At 67.1% G+C, this 15474-nt stretch carries 15 protein-coding genes and 1 tRNA gene; 7 read left to right on the forward strand and 9 right to left on the reverse strand.

Annotation, left to right across the window (positions count from 1 at the left end; all coding sequences use genetic code 11):
* Window positions 1-79: 79 nt before the first annotated feature.
* Both ACWPXK_RS07365 and ACWPXK_RS07370 read left to right on the forward strand, forming a co-directional pair.
* Window positions 80-997: a ribonuclease Z gene (locus ACWPXK_RS07365; protein ID WP_454195210.1), complete on the forward strand. Its 918-nt coding sequence runs from the start codon at window positions 80-82 to the stop codon at window positions 995-997.
* A 245-nt stretch (window positions 998-1242) separates the two neighbouring features.
* Window positions 1243-1316: transfer RNA gene (locus ACWPXK_RS07370), tRNA-Leu, on the forward strand.
* A gap of 194 nt (window positions 1317-1510) precedes the next feature.
* Here ACWPXK_RS07370 and ACWPXK_RS07375 read toward each other — a convergent pair.
* The 3 genes from ACWPXK_RS07375 to ACWPXK_RS07385 all read right to left on the reverse strand — a co-directional run bounded on the left by ACWPXK_RS07375 (window position 1511) and on the right by ACWPXK_RS07385 (window position 4438).
* The gene (locus ACWPXK_RS07375; RefSeq protein ID WP_454195211.1) at window positions 1511-1915 is read right to left on the reverse strand and encodes a hypothetical protein; all 405 of its coding nucleotides are present in this window, start codon (window positions 1913-1915) and stop codon (window positions 1511-1513) included.
* A 644-nt stretch (window positions 1916-2559) separates the two neighbouring features.
* Window positions 2560-3816 carry a serine hydrolase domain-containing protein gene (locus tag ACWPXK_RS07380; RefSeq protein WP_454195212.1) on the reverse strand — a complete coding sequence of 419 codons (1257 nt, stop codon included), beginning with the start codon at window positions 3814-3816 and terminating at the stop codon, window positions 2560-2562.
* Window positions 3817-4201: 385 nt separating this feature from the next.
* On the reverse strand, window positions 4202-4438 hold the full coding sequence (locus ACWPXK_RS07385) for a hypothetical protein (RefSeq protein WP_454195213.1): 237 nt from the start codon (window positions 4436-4438) through the stop codon (window positions 4202-4204).
* 164 nt (window positions 4439-4602) lie between these two features.
* Between ACWPXK_RS07385 and ACWPXK_RS07390 the strand changes: the two genes are divergently transcribed.
* Window positions 4603-5568, forward strand: a complete 966-nt coding sequence (locus ACWPXK_RS07390) for a helix-turn-helix domain-containing protein (protein ID WP_454195214.1) — start codon at window positions 4603-4605, stop codon at window positions 5566-5568.
* A 71-nt stretch (window positions 5569-5639) separates the two neighbouring features.
* On the opposite strand, the gene ACWPXK_RS07395 is transcribed toward ACWPXK_RS07390, so the two are convergent.
* Complete coding sequence (locus ACWPXK_RS07395; RefSeq protein WP_454195215.1) at window positions 5640-6443, reverse strand: SDR family oxidoreductase; 804 nt, start codon at window positions 6441-6443, stop codon at window positions 5640-5642.
* Between the two features lie 195 nt (window positions 6444-6638).
* On the opposite strand from ACWPXK_RS07395, the gene ACWPXK_RS07400 reads away from it, so the two are divergent.
* The 3 genes from ACWPXK_RS07400 (at window position 6639) to ACWPXK_RS07410 (ending at window position 9346) form a co-directional block, all read left to right on the forward strand.
* Complete coding sequence (locus ACWPXK_RS07400) at window positions 6639-7220, forward strand: TerD family protein (RefSeq protein WP_454195216.1); 582 nt, start codon at window positions 6639-6641, stop codon at window positions 7218-7220.
* 322 nt (window positions 7221-7542) lie between these two features.
* Window positions 7543-8940: a three-helix bundle dimerization domain-containing protein gene (locus ACWPXK_RS07405; RefSeq protein ID WP_454195217.1), complete on the forward strand. Its 1398-nt coding sequence runs from the start codon at window positions 7543-7545 to the stop codon at window positions 8938-8940.
* An 82-nt stretch (window positions 8941-9022) separates the two neighbouring features.
* Entirely contained in the window at window positions 9023-9346 is a 324-nt protein-coding gene (locus tag ACWPXK_RS07410; protein WP_454195218.1) for a protein UsfY, read from the forward strand.
* Between the two features lie 76 nt (window positions 9347-9422).
* Here ACWPXK_RS07410 and ACWPXK_RS07415 read toward each other — a convergent pair whose 3' ends face one another.
* Window positions 9423-10154 carry a TetR/AcrR family transcriptional regulator gene (locus ACWPXK_RS07415; protein ID WP_454195219.1) on the reverse strand — a complete coding sequence of 244 codons (732 nt, stop codon included), beginning with the start codon at window positions 10152-10154 and terminating at the stop codon, window positions 9423-9425.
* A gap of 60 nt (window positions 10155-10214) precedes the next feature.
* Between ACWPXK_RS07415 and ACWPXK_RS07420 the strand changes: the two genes are divergently transcribed.
* A complete protein-coding gene (locus ACWPXK_RS07420; RefSeq protein WP_454195220.1) occupies window positions 10215-11804 on the forward strand; it encodes an FAD-dependent monooxygenase in 1590 nt (529 codons plus the stop codon).
* 3 nt (window positions 11805-11807) lie between these two features.
* Here the strand turns inward: ACWPXK_RS07420 and ACWPXK_RS07425 are convergent, their stop codons facing one another.
* The 4 genes from ACWPXK_RS07425 to ACWPXK_RS07440 all read right to left on the reverse strand — a co-directional run bounded on the left by ACWPXK_RS07425 (window position 11808) and on the right by ACWPXK_RS07440 (window position 14830).
* Entirely contained in the window at window positions 11808-12359 is a 552-nt protein-coding gene (locus ACWPXK_RS07425) for a hypothetical protein (protein ID WP_454195221.1), read from the reverse strand.
* A 140-nt stretch (window positions 12360-12499) separates the two neighbouring features.
* On the reverse strand, window positions 12500-13141 hold the full coding sequence (locus tag ACWPXK_RS07430; protein ID WP_454195222.1) for a DUF305 domain-containing protein: 642 nt from the start codon (window positions 13139-13141) through the stop codon (window positions 12500-12502).
* An 87-nt stretch (window positions 13142-13228) separates the two neighbouring features.
* Window positions 13229-14173, reverse strand: a complete 945-nt coding sequence (locus ACWPXK_RS07435) for a hypothetical protein (RefSeq protein WP_454195223.1) — start codon at window positions 14171-14173, stop codon at window positions 13229-13231.
* A 66-nt stretch (window positions 14174-14239) separates the two neighbouring features.
* Window positions 14240-14830: an AMIN-like domain-containing (lipo)protein gene (locus ACWPXK_RS07440; protein WP_454195224.1), complete on the reverse strand. Its 591-nt coding sequence runs from the start codon at window positions 14828-14830 to the stop codon at window positions 14240-14242.
* Between the last annotated feature and the right edge of the window lie 644 nt (window positions 14831-15474).

A 15474-nucleotide genomic window follows, 5' to 3' on the forward strand; every position in this document is an offset into this window, starting at 1 on the left:
GCCGAGCCGAGGAAAGTGAGGCAGCCGCCCAGCCGCATGCCGTGTTCGGCTATCCGGTAGCGGCGGATAGCCTGGCGCGGTGTCGCAGCGTGAGTTGGTTGTTCTCGGGACCGCTAGCCAGGTGCCGACGAAACAGCGAAACCACAACGGGTATCTCCTGCGGTGGGATGACGAGGCGATCCTCTTCGACCCCGGCGAGGGGACGCAGCGGCAGATGACGTATGCCGGTGTCTCGGTCACGGGGCTGACGCGGATCGCCATCACCCATTTCCACGGCGACCACAGTCTCGGGCTGGCCGGGGTGGTGCAGCGGATCAATCTCGATCGGGTGCCGCATCCGGTCGATGTGTGGTTTCCGGCGTCGGGGGCCGTGTACTACGACCGGCTGGTCAACGCTACGTCCTACTATCACCGCGCCGAGCTGCGGCCGCGTCCCATCGACGGACCGGGCGTCGTGGATCTGCCCGAGGCGCCGTTCACGGTGACCGCGGTCCGGCTCTCGCATCCGGTCGACACCTTCGGCTACCGGCTCAGCGAGCCGCCCGGCCGGCGCATCCTGCCCGACCGGCTGCGCGCCCTCGGGCTGCGCGGCCCGGTCATCTCCGAACTCCAACGGCGCGGCAGCGTCGAGTCGGCCGGCCGCACAGTCACTCTGGACGAGATCAGCGAGCCGCGGCCCGGGCAGAGCTTCGCTTTCGTCATGGACACCCGGTTGTGCTCCGGTGTCCAGGAACTCGCCGCCGACGTCGACATGCTCGTCATCGAGGCCACTTTCCTGGACGCCGACGAACACCTTGCCACCGAATACGGCCACCTCACCGCGGGCCAGGCCGCCCGAGCCGCGGCCGACGCCGGTGTCCGCACCCTGGTGCTCACCCACTTCTCCCAGCGCTACCGCGATCTGGACGAGCACTTGGCCGAAGCGTCGAAGTACTTCACCGGCGAGATCCACATCGCCACCGACCTCGCCCGGATCCCGCTGCCGCCCCGACGCTGACACGCCGAGGGCCGACACGCCGACGGCCGAAATCTCCGCGCCAGTCCGGTCACGGACGCGTAACACCAGCCCGCCGCCGCCGATCTAGTTCTCTGGGACGCCTGCCACCACCGGGCCGAAACACCCGCCACCACCCCTGGTCGCACTACCGCACCACCCACCGTCCGGCCACGGCAGACGCCCCGCACCCCGGCGAATTGTCGGAATTCCGGTACAGCCGTACGACTCGGTACGCTGTCCCGGACGCCCCTATAGCCCAATTGGCAGAGGCAGCGGACTTAAAATCCGCCCAGTGTCGGTTCGAGTCCGACTGGGGGCACTCACGAGACCTCAGGTAGATCGCATTCCCCGTCGGCTGGCTTGCTGGCCCAAGTCGAGCGACCGCGTGGGGTGATCCACCGATTGCCCGCGTGCGGTGTCATGATCACGTCAGCGATTTGAGCTGACCCATCGCACAGGCCGCTGTCGCAAACCACCACCCACGGGTGCGCGGCCACGCCGCGCACCCCACTCCTAGATGGCGGTGACCAACGCCTTGATCTGTTCGACGGTGGCCCGCAACGAGTCCAGTTCTTCGGTCTGGTTTGCCGCGGCATCCTTGGCTGCCACCTCTTTGATCGCCTTGAAGAGGTCGGTGTGCGAGTGCTCAGTACCTCCGTGAGCGGCGTCGATGATTCGCCCAACCGGTGAAGAGGTGCGATAGACAAGGGTCCAAGCCCATTGGGACTGGGTCAACTCAGTGGCGGCCAGTCCGACTCTTTCGAGGTTGTGCTCGATTTGCGAGATCGGTCCCGGTGCAAGCCGTCCAGCCTGTACCAGGTCTCGCAGCTCACCCATGTCCGTCGCCAGGGCACCCCCAGCCGCATCGACCCTCTCGGCGAGGTCGGAAAAGTTCTCCTGAATTTCTTTAGCCGACATAAGTCTTCCCTTTTGTGAACAAGCTTCTGGAACAAAGATCTACGTGATCCAATGTGGTACGCGGTTTTCTCGTCGTACAGCCTGAGCTCTCCGTTACACAGGTGTCGAGCGACGATCGGTAGACCAGCAGCGGCTGACGTTGGTGGAGCCAATTGTTTGTTCCAGATGCGTGTTGAGATAGGCCGTGCACTGTCTCACGGCAAGGTCGCCAGTCGTGCACCAGCTCGTAAAGGACCGACTCGTCGGTCGTTTCGCGGTGCGCGGGTTTCGAGCAGAAGGTGCAGGGACTGTTCGGTTCGACATACCGCGCACGACAACGCTTGACCTTGCCGTACCGCTCGTCGGACTTGACCTTCTTCTTCGACTTTTCGCCCGTCACCGGATCAACCACGGTCACCGTCGGAAACCATTGGTAGTACCCCACCCACGGCGAGCAGCAGGAGATCCGGTGGCGCTTCCACTAGTTGCCGAACTACTGAGCATCCTCCGGCCGCTTGGCCCTGTAAGGCGCGGAAGTTCGTTTCCTCCACCTAATCGTCTGATCCCCGCGAGTGGCACACCACGGAGAGATCTTCTCGCGTTTTGCCGCAGCCATGTGCCACTCACGAGGCATTGGCGGCGGGATTCGTTTGGTGCGATCGTTGCTAACGGATTCCGGGGGTCGCCGGATGGGGGCCGAGGCAACCGAGGATGAAGCAGCCCGGCGGCCAATTCGCGAACGGTGCGGACATGGGTTTGCCGAGGCAGGACAGCGGGTTGCAGCCCGGGTAGGCCATCGGACCGATGCCGAGGGCGGCGAGGGTCGCGTCCGGATTCGAGATCATCGGGTCGGATAGTTGGATATCGGATTGCTGTTCATAGGGTCCCGAGTCGGGTAGCCGGGGTTCACGGAAGGCGGCGCCGATCGCGCGCAGCACCTCGTGTGGGAAGCTCAGCGCGCTCCCGGGGACGGTGACACCGGTCCAGCTGACCAGCAAGCCGAGGCTCGGCACAATGAAGTTGTCCTGGCGCATCATCCCCGACATCTGCATCGCATCTGGCGGTAGGCCGGGGAAGTAGTTGGTGCACTCCGGCCCATTGACCACGAACAGGAATCCATAGCACGGGTTCGTCGGGCCTGGCCGACCTGCCTCCTCCAGGTACTCCGCCGAAATGATCTGATTGCCGCCCCAATTGCCGCGGTTGGTGAGCAGCAGGCCGAGTTTGGCGAAATCATCGGGTGGCAGCAGCAGATGCGCGTAGCCGTAGGTGTTTCCGCTGCGGTCGCGCCCCCAGAAGTAGTCGGTCCGTGGAATGCCCAATGGGTCGAACAACTTTCGTTGCGCGTACGCCTGGAAGTCCTCGCCGACCGCTCGCTGGACGACGTAGACGAGCAGATCGACGGCGCGCTGACTGTAACGCCACTCAGTGCCCTGCTGCTGATCGATCGGCATCGCCAAGGCCTGCGCGACAACGTTCGGGTCGAGGTGCGCCAACCCGGTTATGCCCTCGGATGCCACCGCCACCTGCATACCGGACGATTCGAGGAGGAGATTCCGCACCGTGATCGCGCGATGTCCGGAATCACCGAGATCGGTTGGCAGATAGGCGCCGATCGGGTCGTCGAGCCGCAGCCGCTGCTCGTCCACCGCGATCCCGGCAACCATCGCCACCACACTCTTGGTGCTGCTCCACAGATTCCACGGCACACCGCTGGCCCGCGCATTGTTCGGCCCGCTCGCGATCAAGCAGTTGTTCCGGAACACCTGCAGCGTGGTGCGCGTCGGATCCGCCGCGAACGCCACCGCCTGCCGCAGCGCCGCCGAATCGATTCCGACTTCCTCCGGCGTCGCCGTCTCGGGTGCCCGTCCGCTGCTGACCGCACAATGCTTCAGCCCGTCCGGCGTTGCCTGCGCGATCACCGGCGCACCCACCCCCAGTATCAGTGCGCTCGCCGCAATGGCAGCCCCCACAATACTTCTCGAACCACGGCCCACGCCGGCCTCCACTCTCGATGAACTCAACCGGCTCATCGCCCCCAACCCACCCCCGGTTACCGCCCTGAGCGCCCCTACTTATTGGGGCGGACCTGCGCAAATGCCGACTCACACCCAGTTATTTCGGTACATTCGTACAAGCTTGGTGTGCTGATAGACGCCCCCGCACGACTGCGAAGTTCGGGTCGATTCCCGGCGGGGGACCGTGAAGGTGCTGGTGGCTTCCAACCCCGAGCCGTCTCGGGCGCAGGGTCACAGTGCTTGTGGTGGGTCTTCTTCGTTCTCGATCCGAATGTGACCCAACTGCCACTCATTCCGCGTACCGCCTGCCTTTGTTGGCCCAAGCCGAGCGACCGCGTGGAGTAATCGACCAGCGGGCGGAATGCGGTGTAGCCATGATCAGCCCCCGCGATTCCAGCTGCCCTATAGCCCGGCGGGCACTCCATTCGGTGAGCTGCGCGTCTCGGGTGATCTGGTCGGCGGTCAGCATGCCGCCCGGTGCCAGTACGGCCAGTATTGCCGTCTCGGCCGCCGTTCCGGTACTCATTGGTCCCCCTTTGGTCCGCTTCCGTGGTGAGCACCCGCCGCCGCGGATAACGACAGGCCAGTGGCTCACGTCCGGCGGTACCGATGCGCGTGTCCACCCGGCGGCGGGGCTGAAAACACTGTGGAGGACTACCGGGTTGAGAGCAGGGCCAATACGGTTTACCTATGTTTACCGATGGCGGGGCGGTGTCCGGTAGCTTGCTGCGCGAACTGCGCATAATGGCCGGTATTGGACTGCGGACGATGGCAGAGCGCACGTGCTGCACGCCGGGCTATCTGTCCTTGGTTGAGACAGAGCGCAAGCCGGTGACCCCGGCGGTTTTGAACGCCTACCGCGCCGCTCTGGGCGATCCGACGTTGGGGCTAGCGAACGTCGACCCGGAACGGCTACAGGCCACGGTTGCCGATCCGTCTACCGCCGGGCGATCCAGCCTGGAGGACATAGCGGTAATCCTGCAGCGCACGCGTCATTTGGAGGACGTCGCGGGCGCTGAACTCGTGACACCCGTGATACGAGGAATAGACGGTGTAGCGCGTGCACTGGCTGCCGAGCGGGTAGGCGGGCGTGCAGCGGCGAGTATCGCGTCGGAGGTGGCTCGTTACCGGGGATGGCTGGAGCACGCCATTTACAGCCCGCATGTATCGAACAGGGCGCTGGAGGATGCGGCGCGTCTGGCGGAAGACGCCGGAGACCGGTCTCAGCTGGCGCACTCCTATAGCTTTCGGGCGTACACCGCTCGGCATCAGGGCGATACTGCACGCGCGATAGCACTAACCGATGCCGCAATCGGAGTAGACGGCGCACACCCTATTCTCCGGGTGTACGACCGGTACCAGCGCGCTGAACTCCTCGCCCTGCGTAGGCAATCACGGCAGGCGAGCAAGGCGCTGGCCTTGGCCGACAAGGCTGCGGAAGCTGCTGAAGGCATCGAGTTACCCTCGTTCGGCTACTGGTATACCTTGGGATTCTGGGGCGTACAGCGCGGCATAGTGCTGGCACTGTTGGGACGCAAGGCCGATGCAATCAAGGAGGCTATGCAAGGTGTAGCCGCAATGCCCGCTCCACATCGGTCCGCCGGGTGGCTGGCATCAATGCTCGACCAGATCGCTCCCAGAAATGAACGCGAGTAGCGGCGCGGAGTAGGTAAGTTTTTGCGTCGGCACCGCCCGGTAACGGAGCCCACCGCTGGTGACCGCTCCGCTCAGCGGGAAAGTCCGTGCGCTCGGGCGATGATGCGTTCCATGACCGTGCGGGGGAGCAGGCGGCGGACAGTGAACAGGACGGGGGCATTGCTGCCTACGGCGTAGAGGGGGAGAGGGCGGTCGGCTTCGATTGCTTTGACGATGGTGGTGGCGACCTTTTCCGGCGTAATGCCTTTCGCTTGCTTTTCGTCGAGTTTCGCCATGAAAGTGGTGAAGTCGGTGGTGTGGGCGGAGCCTTCGGTGAGGTATTTCGTGCGGCGCTCGCGCAGGCCGGTGTCGATCTGGCCGGGCTCGACGGCGGTGATCCAGACGCCGAAGGGGGATTCCTCGAAGCGTGCGGCGACCGCGAAGCCGCGCAGTGCTGCCTTGGTGGCGACGTAGGAGGAGCGGTAGGGCATCGGGAAGCTCGCGAGCATCGATCCGACCATCACCACGCGGCCGTACTTGCGCTCGCGCATGCCGGGCAGGAGCGCCTTGGTCAGGGCGACCGGGCCGAGCACGTTCAGTTGGAACAGTCGCTCGACCGCGTCAGTGGGTAGCTCGGCGAGTGGTCCGGCCTGGCTTTCGCCCGCATTGTTGACCAGGACGTCGACCTGGTCGAGGCCAGCGACGAATGCTTCGATCGATTCCTTGTCGGTCAGGTCGAGCGCCCGATACTCGACGCCCGGCACCACGGCGTCCGCGCCGATAGTGTCGGGATTGCGGCTGGTTCCGATCACCTGATAGCCCCGCCCGGCAAGTGCGGCGGCCGTGGCCTTTCCGATTCCGGACGAGGCACCGGTAACCACGGCGATACGGGACATGAGGACAGCTCCTTTCGACACCAACGCGCTGACGATATCGTCAACTTGCGATACGCGCTACAGCGGCGGGCGATGCGCCGAGAAAGGGCGGTACGGAAATCCCCGGAAGAGCACGGTATTCGCGGGGATTCGCGAGTGTGATCCGGTGTCCGCTCCACCGCTCGGCGTCATGGAATCGCCGGTAACCTGGCGACCATGATTACGCTCAAAAAAGAAGATGGCGCCGCGGATCTGGCGGGTATCACCAAGCTCAGTGTGGGCGTGAGCTGGGATCCGTCGGGCGGCACCAGCGGCGGGGCACTCGGCTGGGCGCGCCGCAAGCGTGGCGTGGACCTGGACTTGATCGCGATTCTCATGCAGGGCAGCGAGCCGGTGCGCTTCGCCGGACTGGACTCCTTGGATCCCTTGGGCAACGGCTCGGTTGTGCACACCGGCGACGAGCAGACCGGCGCCGCTTCCGGTGACGACGAGACGGTGCACGTCACCTTCGCGGATGTGCCCGGCGCGATCGACGGGATCATCTTCGTCGCCGCGGCCTTCAAGAAGGGGAGTTCGTTCGAGAAGGCGAACAACATTTCGTTCAAGGTCTACGACTCGACCGGTGGCAGCAGCCAGCAGGTCGCCGATATCTGGCCGTCGCTGCTCGGCAACGACAACGCCAACGCGGTCGCTCGGGCGTTCCGTTCCGGCGATGCGTGGCAGCTGGAGGTGCTGAACCGCAAGGGCAAGATCAAGCAGGGCGACAAGCAGGCGCTGCTGCGCTTCGCTATGCGGTAGCGCCCCGGTGCGCGTGGGAAACACGAGTACAACGCGCGGTGGCGGATCGGCGATGCGGTATTGAATTCTCCATGGCGAGTTCAGGGGGCCGGACAGCCTGTACGGGCGGTGCCGGGTCCCCTGCACATCGGTGTTTCGGGGGCCTCTGAGCTGGGCGGAAGCAACTCGCCGGGCGCGTGAGATGTGCTCCGGCGCAGTGCAAATCATTCACTGGCGGGAAGTCCGGGCGGATGTCGGCGCCGCACGGATGCGGCTACGGTTGGCCGGCGCGGTGCAGCCCGGGACGCTGCCGCGCTAGCGTCGGCACGCCGAGGAGATTGTGGTGGTTATCGATACCGTCCGTGAGGAACAGGCGATTCGTCAGATGACGGAGCGGCTGGTCGAAAACTACACCGAGACGTACTCCGCGGAGCATATCGAGAGCACCATCGGTGCGGCGAGACGCAAGTTCGAAGGTCGCCCGGTGCGGCAGTTCGTTCCGATCCTGATCGAGCGGCTGGTGCGACGCGAGTTGGAGAAGGCCGCCGAGGCGGAAGCCGAAGCCGCGGCCGTGGCGGTGGAAAAGGCGACCGAGCCGAATACCACGTTCACGCTGCCGGATCTCCGCCAATTGTGGTCGGCGAACAAGCGTTTCGCGCCGCTTGCCGTCGCGGCAGCAGTCGTCGTGGTCGTGCTGGCGGTTGTCTTCGCTGTGCGTCAGCCGGTCTCGCAGCCGCCTGCCGCCGCACCTGCCCCCGCTGCCGCGCCCACCGTGGTGCGCGGCGTCGTCGGTTCGGAGAAGATGGCGTTCTTCCAGGACCCGAAGGTGATCGACGCGCTGGCGCGCAATGGCGTCCGCGTCGAAGTGGAGCCGGCCGGATCGCGGCAGATCGCCACCTCCATCGACCTCGCGAAATACGATTTCGCGTTCCCGTCCAGCGAACAGGCCGCGGAGCGAATTCAGCGGCAGCGCAACGTGACCGCCAAGTACACGCCGTTCTCCGCCCCGATGGCGATTGCGACGTTCAAGCCGATCGCGGATCTGCTGGCCGGGGCGGGTGTGGTACGCCAGGGGCCGGTGTCGACCCTCGACCTGCGCCGCTACCTCGATCTGGTCCGCAACAACACGCGCTGGGACGAGTTGCCCGGCAACACCGCCTACCCGGTGCGCAAGAACATCCTGATCTCGACCACCGACCCGCGCAGCTCGAATTCCGCCGCGATGTACGTGGCCGCGGCGAGCTATGTCGCCAACGGCAACACGATCGTGCAGGGCCAGACCGCCGAGCACTCCGTTTCGCCCGCGCTGGCACGGCTTTTCGTCGGCCAGGGCTACACCGAGAACACCACCGAGGGACCGTTCAACAACTATCTCGCCACCGGCATGGGCCCCACACCGATGGTCTGGATCTACGAGGCGCAGTACGTCGAGGCCACCGTGCGCGGACAGGTCAAGCCCGACATGACGCTGTTGTATCCGTCTCCGACGGTGTTGTCCCGGCACACGCTGGTGCCGTTCGGGGCGACCGGTGACCGGCTGGGTCGCCTGCTGTCCACCGACCTCGAGCTGCAGCGGCTGGCCGCCGAGCACGGCTTCCGCACCAACGACGCCGCCCAGTTCGCGAAGGTCGCCGCCGAGCGCAATGTTCCGGTGGCCGCGGACCTGATCGACGTGGTCGCCACACCGACCTACGACACCCTGGAGCATCTGCTCGACGGAGTCACCAAGTCCTACAACTGAGTTCCGCGTCCGCGTTTCGGTGCGGACGAGCCGGGCATCCTCCTCGTATCAGGTATCCGACCGTAGGTATGAGGAAGCAGCAATGACAGCGGATGACGAGCCGTGGGAGATTCCCCCGCTCGATGACGCTCCGGACATCGCGCGCGACCCTGCACCGCAACCGGGGGCGGCGTTGGCCGACACCAAGAATTGGCCGGGGTACGGGTTGTTGCTGGTCGCGGCGTTGGTCGCGATCGGCGCCGCGCTGCTCGCGGGGTGGGGCCTCGATCGTGCCGCGCTCGCGGCAGCGGTCATCGCCGCTGTCTTCCTGGTGGTCGGCGTGATCCTGGTCGTGCTCGAACGACTGCGCGGACAAGCACGGACTCGACAGAACGCGGATCGGAACACCGTGTACCCGCGGAGTTGACGAACCCGGCTGGTTCCGCGCTGTGCCGACGGCCCAGTCCAAAGGATCTGGGAGGTTCGCGAAACCAAGCCCGCCGTCAACCGGCCGCGTGCGCCGCGATGCCGTCCAGCACGCAAGCGAGCCCGAAAGCGAAGCGCTGGTCCGCGTCCTGGTCTACGGCTTCGCGAACGCGGCGTCCGAATTCGGGATACCGGCCGCTCGCGATGACCTCCCGGATATAGGGCGCGACCGCTTGCCGCCATTCGTCCTCGGTGCGACCGGTTCGGCGCTGGGCTCTCTCGTCGGCCAGCTGCTGGGCGACGGCGCCGAAGACATACGCCTGCACCGTCTCGACAACCGCGGCGGCGAGGGTGATGTCGGCGGTGAGAGCTCCGGCGGCGGTCAGTGCGAGGTCTTGCAGGCGTAATGAATTCGCGCCGAGGGCAGGGCGTCCGGTGAGTTCGGCGCCGAGCCACGGGTGCCGGATCAGGGTGCTGCGCAGATGCCGGGCGACCGCGTCGAGGTCGGCGCGCCAGTCCCCGCTGAGCGTGGGCGGGTCGGATTCGCCGAGGACCGCATCGATCATCAGGTCGAGCAGGTCGTCGTGGCTGGCGATGTAGCGGTAGAGCGACGCGGTGCCGGAGGCGAGTTCGGTGGCGACCCGCCGCATCGACACCGCGTCCAAGCCCTCGGCGTCGGCGAGGTCGACGGCGGTGCGCACGATCCGCTCCACGCTGGGTGCCTGACGGCGCGGGGTGCGCGGCTGCTTGCTCCACACCAGGGTGGGCGGCTTGGGCGAACTCGTCATCACGTCCTCCTTTGCGCTCATTCTAGCACTGTGGTTACGGTGTATCCGTTATGAGAACGCTGTAACCATAAGGAGTAGGGCATGTCCGTGTCGAGAATTCCCGTGCTCATCGTCGGTGCCGGGTCGGTCGGGCTTTTCGCGGCCGTCTTCCTGGCGCATCACGGTGTGGCGGTCCACGTGGTGGAGCGTGCGCCGGGACCGTCGATCCATCCGCGTGCGACCGGACTCGGCCCGCGCACCATGGAATTCCTGCGCGAGGTCGCTCTCGCCGACGAGGTGAACGCGGCGGCCGTCGACATGTCGGCGGGCAGCCGAGGGCGGGTATCGGGCGCGACACTGGCCTCGATCGATTTCTCTTCCATCGCCGCGGCGCCCACCCGGCCATGGTCGGTTTCCGACCTGATCAGCCCGGCAGCGATCCGCGGCATCTGCGCGCAGGACCGGCTGGACGCGGTATTGGCCCCCGCCGCGGCGAAACGCGGTGCGGTGATCCGCTATTCGACCGCGCTGGTCGCACTGGAAGAGGACGCGGACGGCGTCACCGCCCGGCTCGACGACGGCACCGCCGTGCGCGCCGACTACGTGATCGCCGCCGACGGCGTGCGCAGCGGCGTGCGCGCCGCGCTCGGCATCGGCACCTCGGGTCCCGGGGCACTCGGTAATCCGAAGATGAGCATCTTGTTCCGCGCGGATCTGCTGCCCTACACCCACGGCAGGCACTTCGCCACGGCGGAGATCACCGGATCCGACGCGCCCGGCCTGCTGGTCACCGTGGACGGTGCGCGGGAGTGGATCTTCCACACCGATTACCACCCGGAGGCCGGGCAGTCGGCCGACGACTTCACCGACGAGCGGTGTCGCGCGCTGATCCGCACGGCGGTCGGCGATCCGGCTCTCGAGCCGGCGATTCTGAGTCGAATGTCCTGGCGCGCACGCGGGTTGCTGGCCGATAAGTTCCGGGACGGACGGGTCTTCCTGGTCGGTGACGCGGCGCATGCCGTGCCGCCGCAAGGCGCTTTCGGCCTGAACACCGGCGCCGCGGACGCGCACAACCTGGCCTGGAAGCTGGCCGCGGTGCTCCGCGGGCAGGCCGGATCCGCCCTGCTGGACACCTACGAGTCCGAGCGGCGCGCGGTCGCCTCGTTCACCCTCGACCAAGCGCTGCTGCGGGTGGCTCATCCTCGCCTGCACTGGGATATCAGCCAAGGGGCGGGCGCTGCCCGCGCCGAGGTGGGCATGGTCAACGGGCCCGTCGTGGCCATGGGGTATCGGTACGACTCCGCCGCGGTGATCGATGCGCGAACCGATCTGCCGGACACCGAGGAACTCGACTCGGTCCTCGACGCGACTCCGGGTTCTCGGCTCCCGCACCTGTGGATCGGCGAAGGGGAGTCGACACTCGATCTGGTCCGCTCCCAGTTCTGCGTACTGGCCGGTCCGGGCGGGGCGCGGTGGGTCGGCGCGGCGCGTGCAGCGGGCGATCGGCTGGGCGTTGCGGTCGGTGCCCAGGTGATCGACGTGCCGGAGTGGCCGCGGCGGGCAGCAATCGCGTCCGACGGCGCACTGCTCGTGCGGCCGGACCACATCGTCGCGTGGCGCGCCGACGCGCAGGGCGGCGATCCGGCCGACGCGCTGTCCAGCGTGTTGCGAAGGCTACTGCACCGTGACTAACGCCTACCGGGTGCCATGGCCTTGGCATGCCGTCAGCGCCGTGTTCTTGGTGGCGTTGAACCGGTCGATCACGGCGTTCAGTGTGTCGGTGTCCGCGCGACGGTCCAGCGTGTCGGCCAGGGCGGTGGTGTCATCCCGGTATGCGCGTAGCGGGTCGGCGACCGCGGACGGCACGTCTCTGGTGACCTTCTGATCTACCGAGCGCGCGTTGTCGCGCAGGGTCGCGACGGCGTGGACGGCTTTACCGTTCGTGTCGGGGTCGTTGCGGCCTTTGCTGTTGCTGGCGTCGATGTAGTCGTTGAACGCCCGTACCGAACTGCCGTTCGCGGTGAGGAATGCGTCGCAGGCCGAGTCGGTGGCGCGTTCCACGGCCGCGGCTCGCGACGACGAGGCCGCGGCCGCCGACGAGGTGACTTCCGAGGCGTACGCGGCCAGGTCCGTCTCGTTGACCTCCGCGGTACCCGAAACCTGCTGTGCGCAGGCACCGATGATCAACACGCCCGCCGCGGTGGTCATCGCGGCGGCCACCAGGCCCGTGCGTTCCAGTCGTCGCATGGTCGGTCCCACTTTCCCCTCGTACGTCCGGCTGGGACAGATGCAACAGTGCCGGACAGTCCGACCGTACTTGCCGAGCACGAGCGTCGCGCGGCCGCGCCGATATCGATGGTCAACCGATATCGGCGCGGCGCGCTGGTTCAGCTCTGGCCGAGCATGGTGCGCATCTGGTCGATCTCCGCCTGCTGGGCCGTGATGATTGCGCGGGCGAGCGCTTGCGCGTCCGGGTTCGTGCCGTCGGCGAGTTCGGTCTCTGCCATGGCGATGGCGCCCGTGTGGTGCTCGATCATCATGGTCAGCCACTGGCGGTCGAAATCCGGGCCGGATGCCGCTTGCAAGGCCGCCATCTGTTCGGCGGACATCATGCCGGGCATCGGCGTCCCGGGCATGGGTGTGCTCGGCATGTCGTGGCCTTGGTGTTCCTGGCCGACGCTGGGTGCGGGCTGGCCGAAGCTCTGCAGCAGAGTGGTGATCTGCTGCATCTCCGGCGCCTGTGCCTGCTCGATCGATGCGGCCAGGGCGCGCACTTGCGGATTGTCGGTGTGGCCGGGTACCAACCTGGCCATTTCGACGGCCTGCGCGTGATGCGGGTACATCATCCGCAGAAACGTCACGTCGGCGTCGTTGTGCTCGGCGCGCGCCGGTGCGCTCGTGGTCGCTGTCGCGCTCACCGAGGTGCCGTGCTCGGTGGTGTGGCCGGTATCGGCGTCGCCGCATCCGGCGAGGCTCAGCGCGGCGACCGCGGCGATGGCGGTGGTCACGCGGATTCGGGTGACGAACATGGGTGTGCTCCTTGCGAAATGGAAAGTCTGATGGCGGAGTGGACAACGCCGCGACCGTGGTTCGGACACAGGGACGCGGCGGAGCTGTCAGATCCGCAGAATCGCCAGTTCGGCCAAGGTGAGCACGGTCCACGGCGGTGGCCGTTCCTGCCGCGGTCGCCAATGCCGAGGCAGCGCCACACCGCGGCCGGGGCGATCGGCCGCCATGCGGTAGAGCAGCACCAACGCGACCAGTGCCGTGAGCACGACAAGGATGAACACGCAGCCGTGCATCCCGCTGTGCGCGCGATCGCACCCGTCCCCGGCGCAATCCGGACCGGGTGTGGCACCAGCCGCGAACACCACTGCGACCGGCCGCACGGTATGGGCCCACGGCGCCGCGCTCGCGGCGTCCACGGTGGTTCGACCGAGACCGCCTGCAACCGTTGTTACCGAGCCGATCCCGCCCGCGGATCGGAAGGATTCGCGGTAGCCGGGTTGGGCCCCGTCCTCCGCCCGTTTCCGGTCGTGGCCCGGCACGGTGCCGTTGAGGCTCGGTCGTGTCCAGACGGGCTCGGTGCGTATCCGTGCGTCGCCAGGCTCGACTCGGTGGTGCGGTCGAGCCTCGTCTGGGCCGGGCAGAGTGCCGTCACGGTTGTGCTGTGTCCAGGCGACTTTCGTGCGAATCTGCCCATCACCGGGCTCGATTCGGTGCAGTCGAGCTTCGGAGTGGCCGGGCACAGTGCGGCGACGGCTCGGTAGCGAGTGTGGCCGAGTCTCGGTGTGGCCTGACCGGGCGTAGGCGATATCCGGCATGGCGGTAGCGGCGGGACCGCTTCTCGCGACCGCAGCCGGTGCGTGCGCATCGGCCGCCTCCGGATCGGGCGTGCGGTTCGCGATCTCAGGGTGCACCGCGTTCCTGCCATGCGCACCGGCGGCATGGCCGACGACCGTGAAGACGGCCGAATGCATGGCGACGATTCCGGCGAGCAATGCCAGCACGCCGAGCAACCGGGCGAACCCGGTCGCTCGGAGCATGCGGCTACGGACCACGACCGCGAGTCTAGTGCCTGCGGATTTCCTCGCGGCCGCATACCCCTTGGGCGTACTGGTATAGGTCTACGGGCTGGCGATGTCCACGACCAGCCTGGTCGGATTGGACAGGGCAGTGACGGTGAAGGCGGGCCGGTCGGCCTGCACGCCGATGAACGACTGGGTGGCGCCTTCGAACACCGTCGTCCGGTACACACCCGCGACACCGGGCACCGCCGGGTCGACGGCGGGATCAGGGCCCGCGTACGGTGTCACCCCGCTGTCGAAGGGGTAGGCCGAGCCCAGGATCCGCACCTCGAGAATCGACCGGCCCGCCACGTCGACGCGATTGCCGCTGCCGTCCTGCACGGCGCGGTCGGTATATCGGACGAGCCAGCCGGGCGTGCCGACGCCGCCGAGGTCGTAGACCACGCGATCGAAGCCGGGTTGGCGGCCGATGCGGATGTCGGTGACCGTCAGCGCCGCGTCACCGGAAGCGGTGCCCCGCTTGGGCGAGGCGTCCTGCGGCACGGCGGGCGCCGGCCCGGCCGGTGTGCCGGTGGCGGCCGGCGCGCCGGTGAGCGACGGGGCCGGTAGCTCCGGGGCCGACTCGCCATTGCCGCAGCCCGAGAGCAGTACTGTCGCGACCGCGACCGTCAGCACCATCCAGTTGCGCATGAGGCCGATGCTACTCAGCGGCGCGCGTCGGATGGCGTAATCGGGGCTCGTTGCGGATGATTCGCCGTGCAGCGGAAGTGAAAGGGACGTCGCCGCGAGTGGGTTACGGCGCGGCAGGACAGCGGTGCCGAGCAGGAAATTGCCGGTCCATTGCTATTTCTCGTTCTCGGCGGCGCACGGGGTCTGTTCGCGCGGCGCGCGCCGATCGCCGCCGTCAAGCCGGGTAACAGCTCGGCCCGCTCGATCCCGCTGTGGCGCACGGATTGCGTAGTTCGATTGGCGAGCAGCGCCTTTCGCAGATCCGGGCTGGATCGGCGCGAGGCGCCGGTCCGGATGCGTCAGGGGATGTCGAGAAGCGACCGCCCCGAGTGGCCAGGTCGGTCGAGGACACAGCCGTTCTCGCGAACGGTCCGCTCAACGGTGGATGGCGCGATGTCGTTCGGGTCGCTTCGATGACCGTGCCGTCGGCGCGGTGCGTTCCGTCGACGATGCGTAGCCCGTGAGTTGTCCGGCCGCGGACTCCGTTCACCTCGGAGCGGTCGACACGCCGCGATCCGGTGCGTTTCTCGCTCCACGTCGAATTCCTCTGCGGCAATGCGTCACTCGGCCCGCTGATGTCACCGCGAACCACGAGACGGTCGGTT

The organism is Nocardia sp. Marseille-Q1738 (assembly GCF_965283145.1).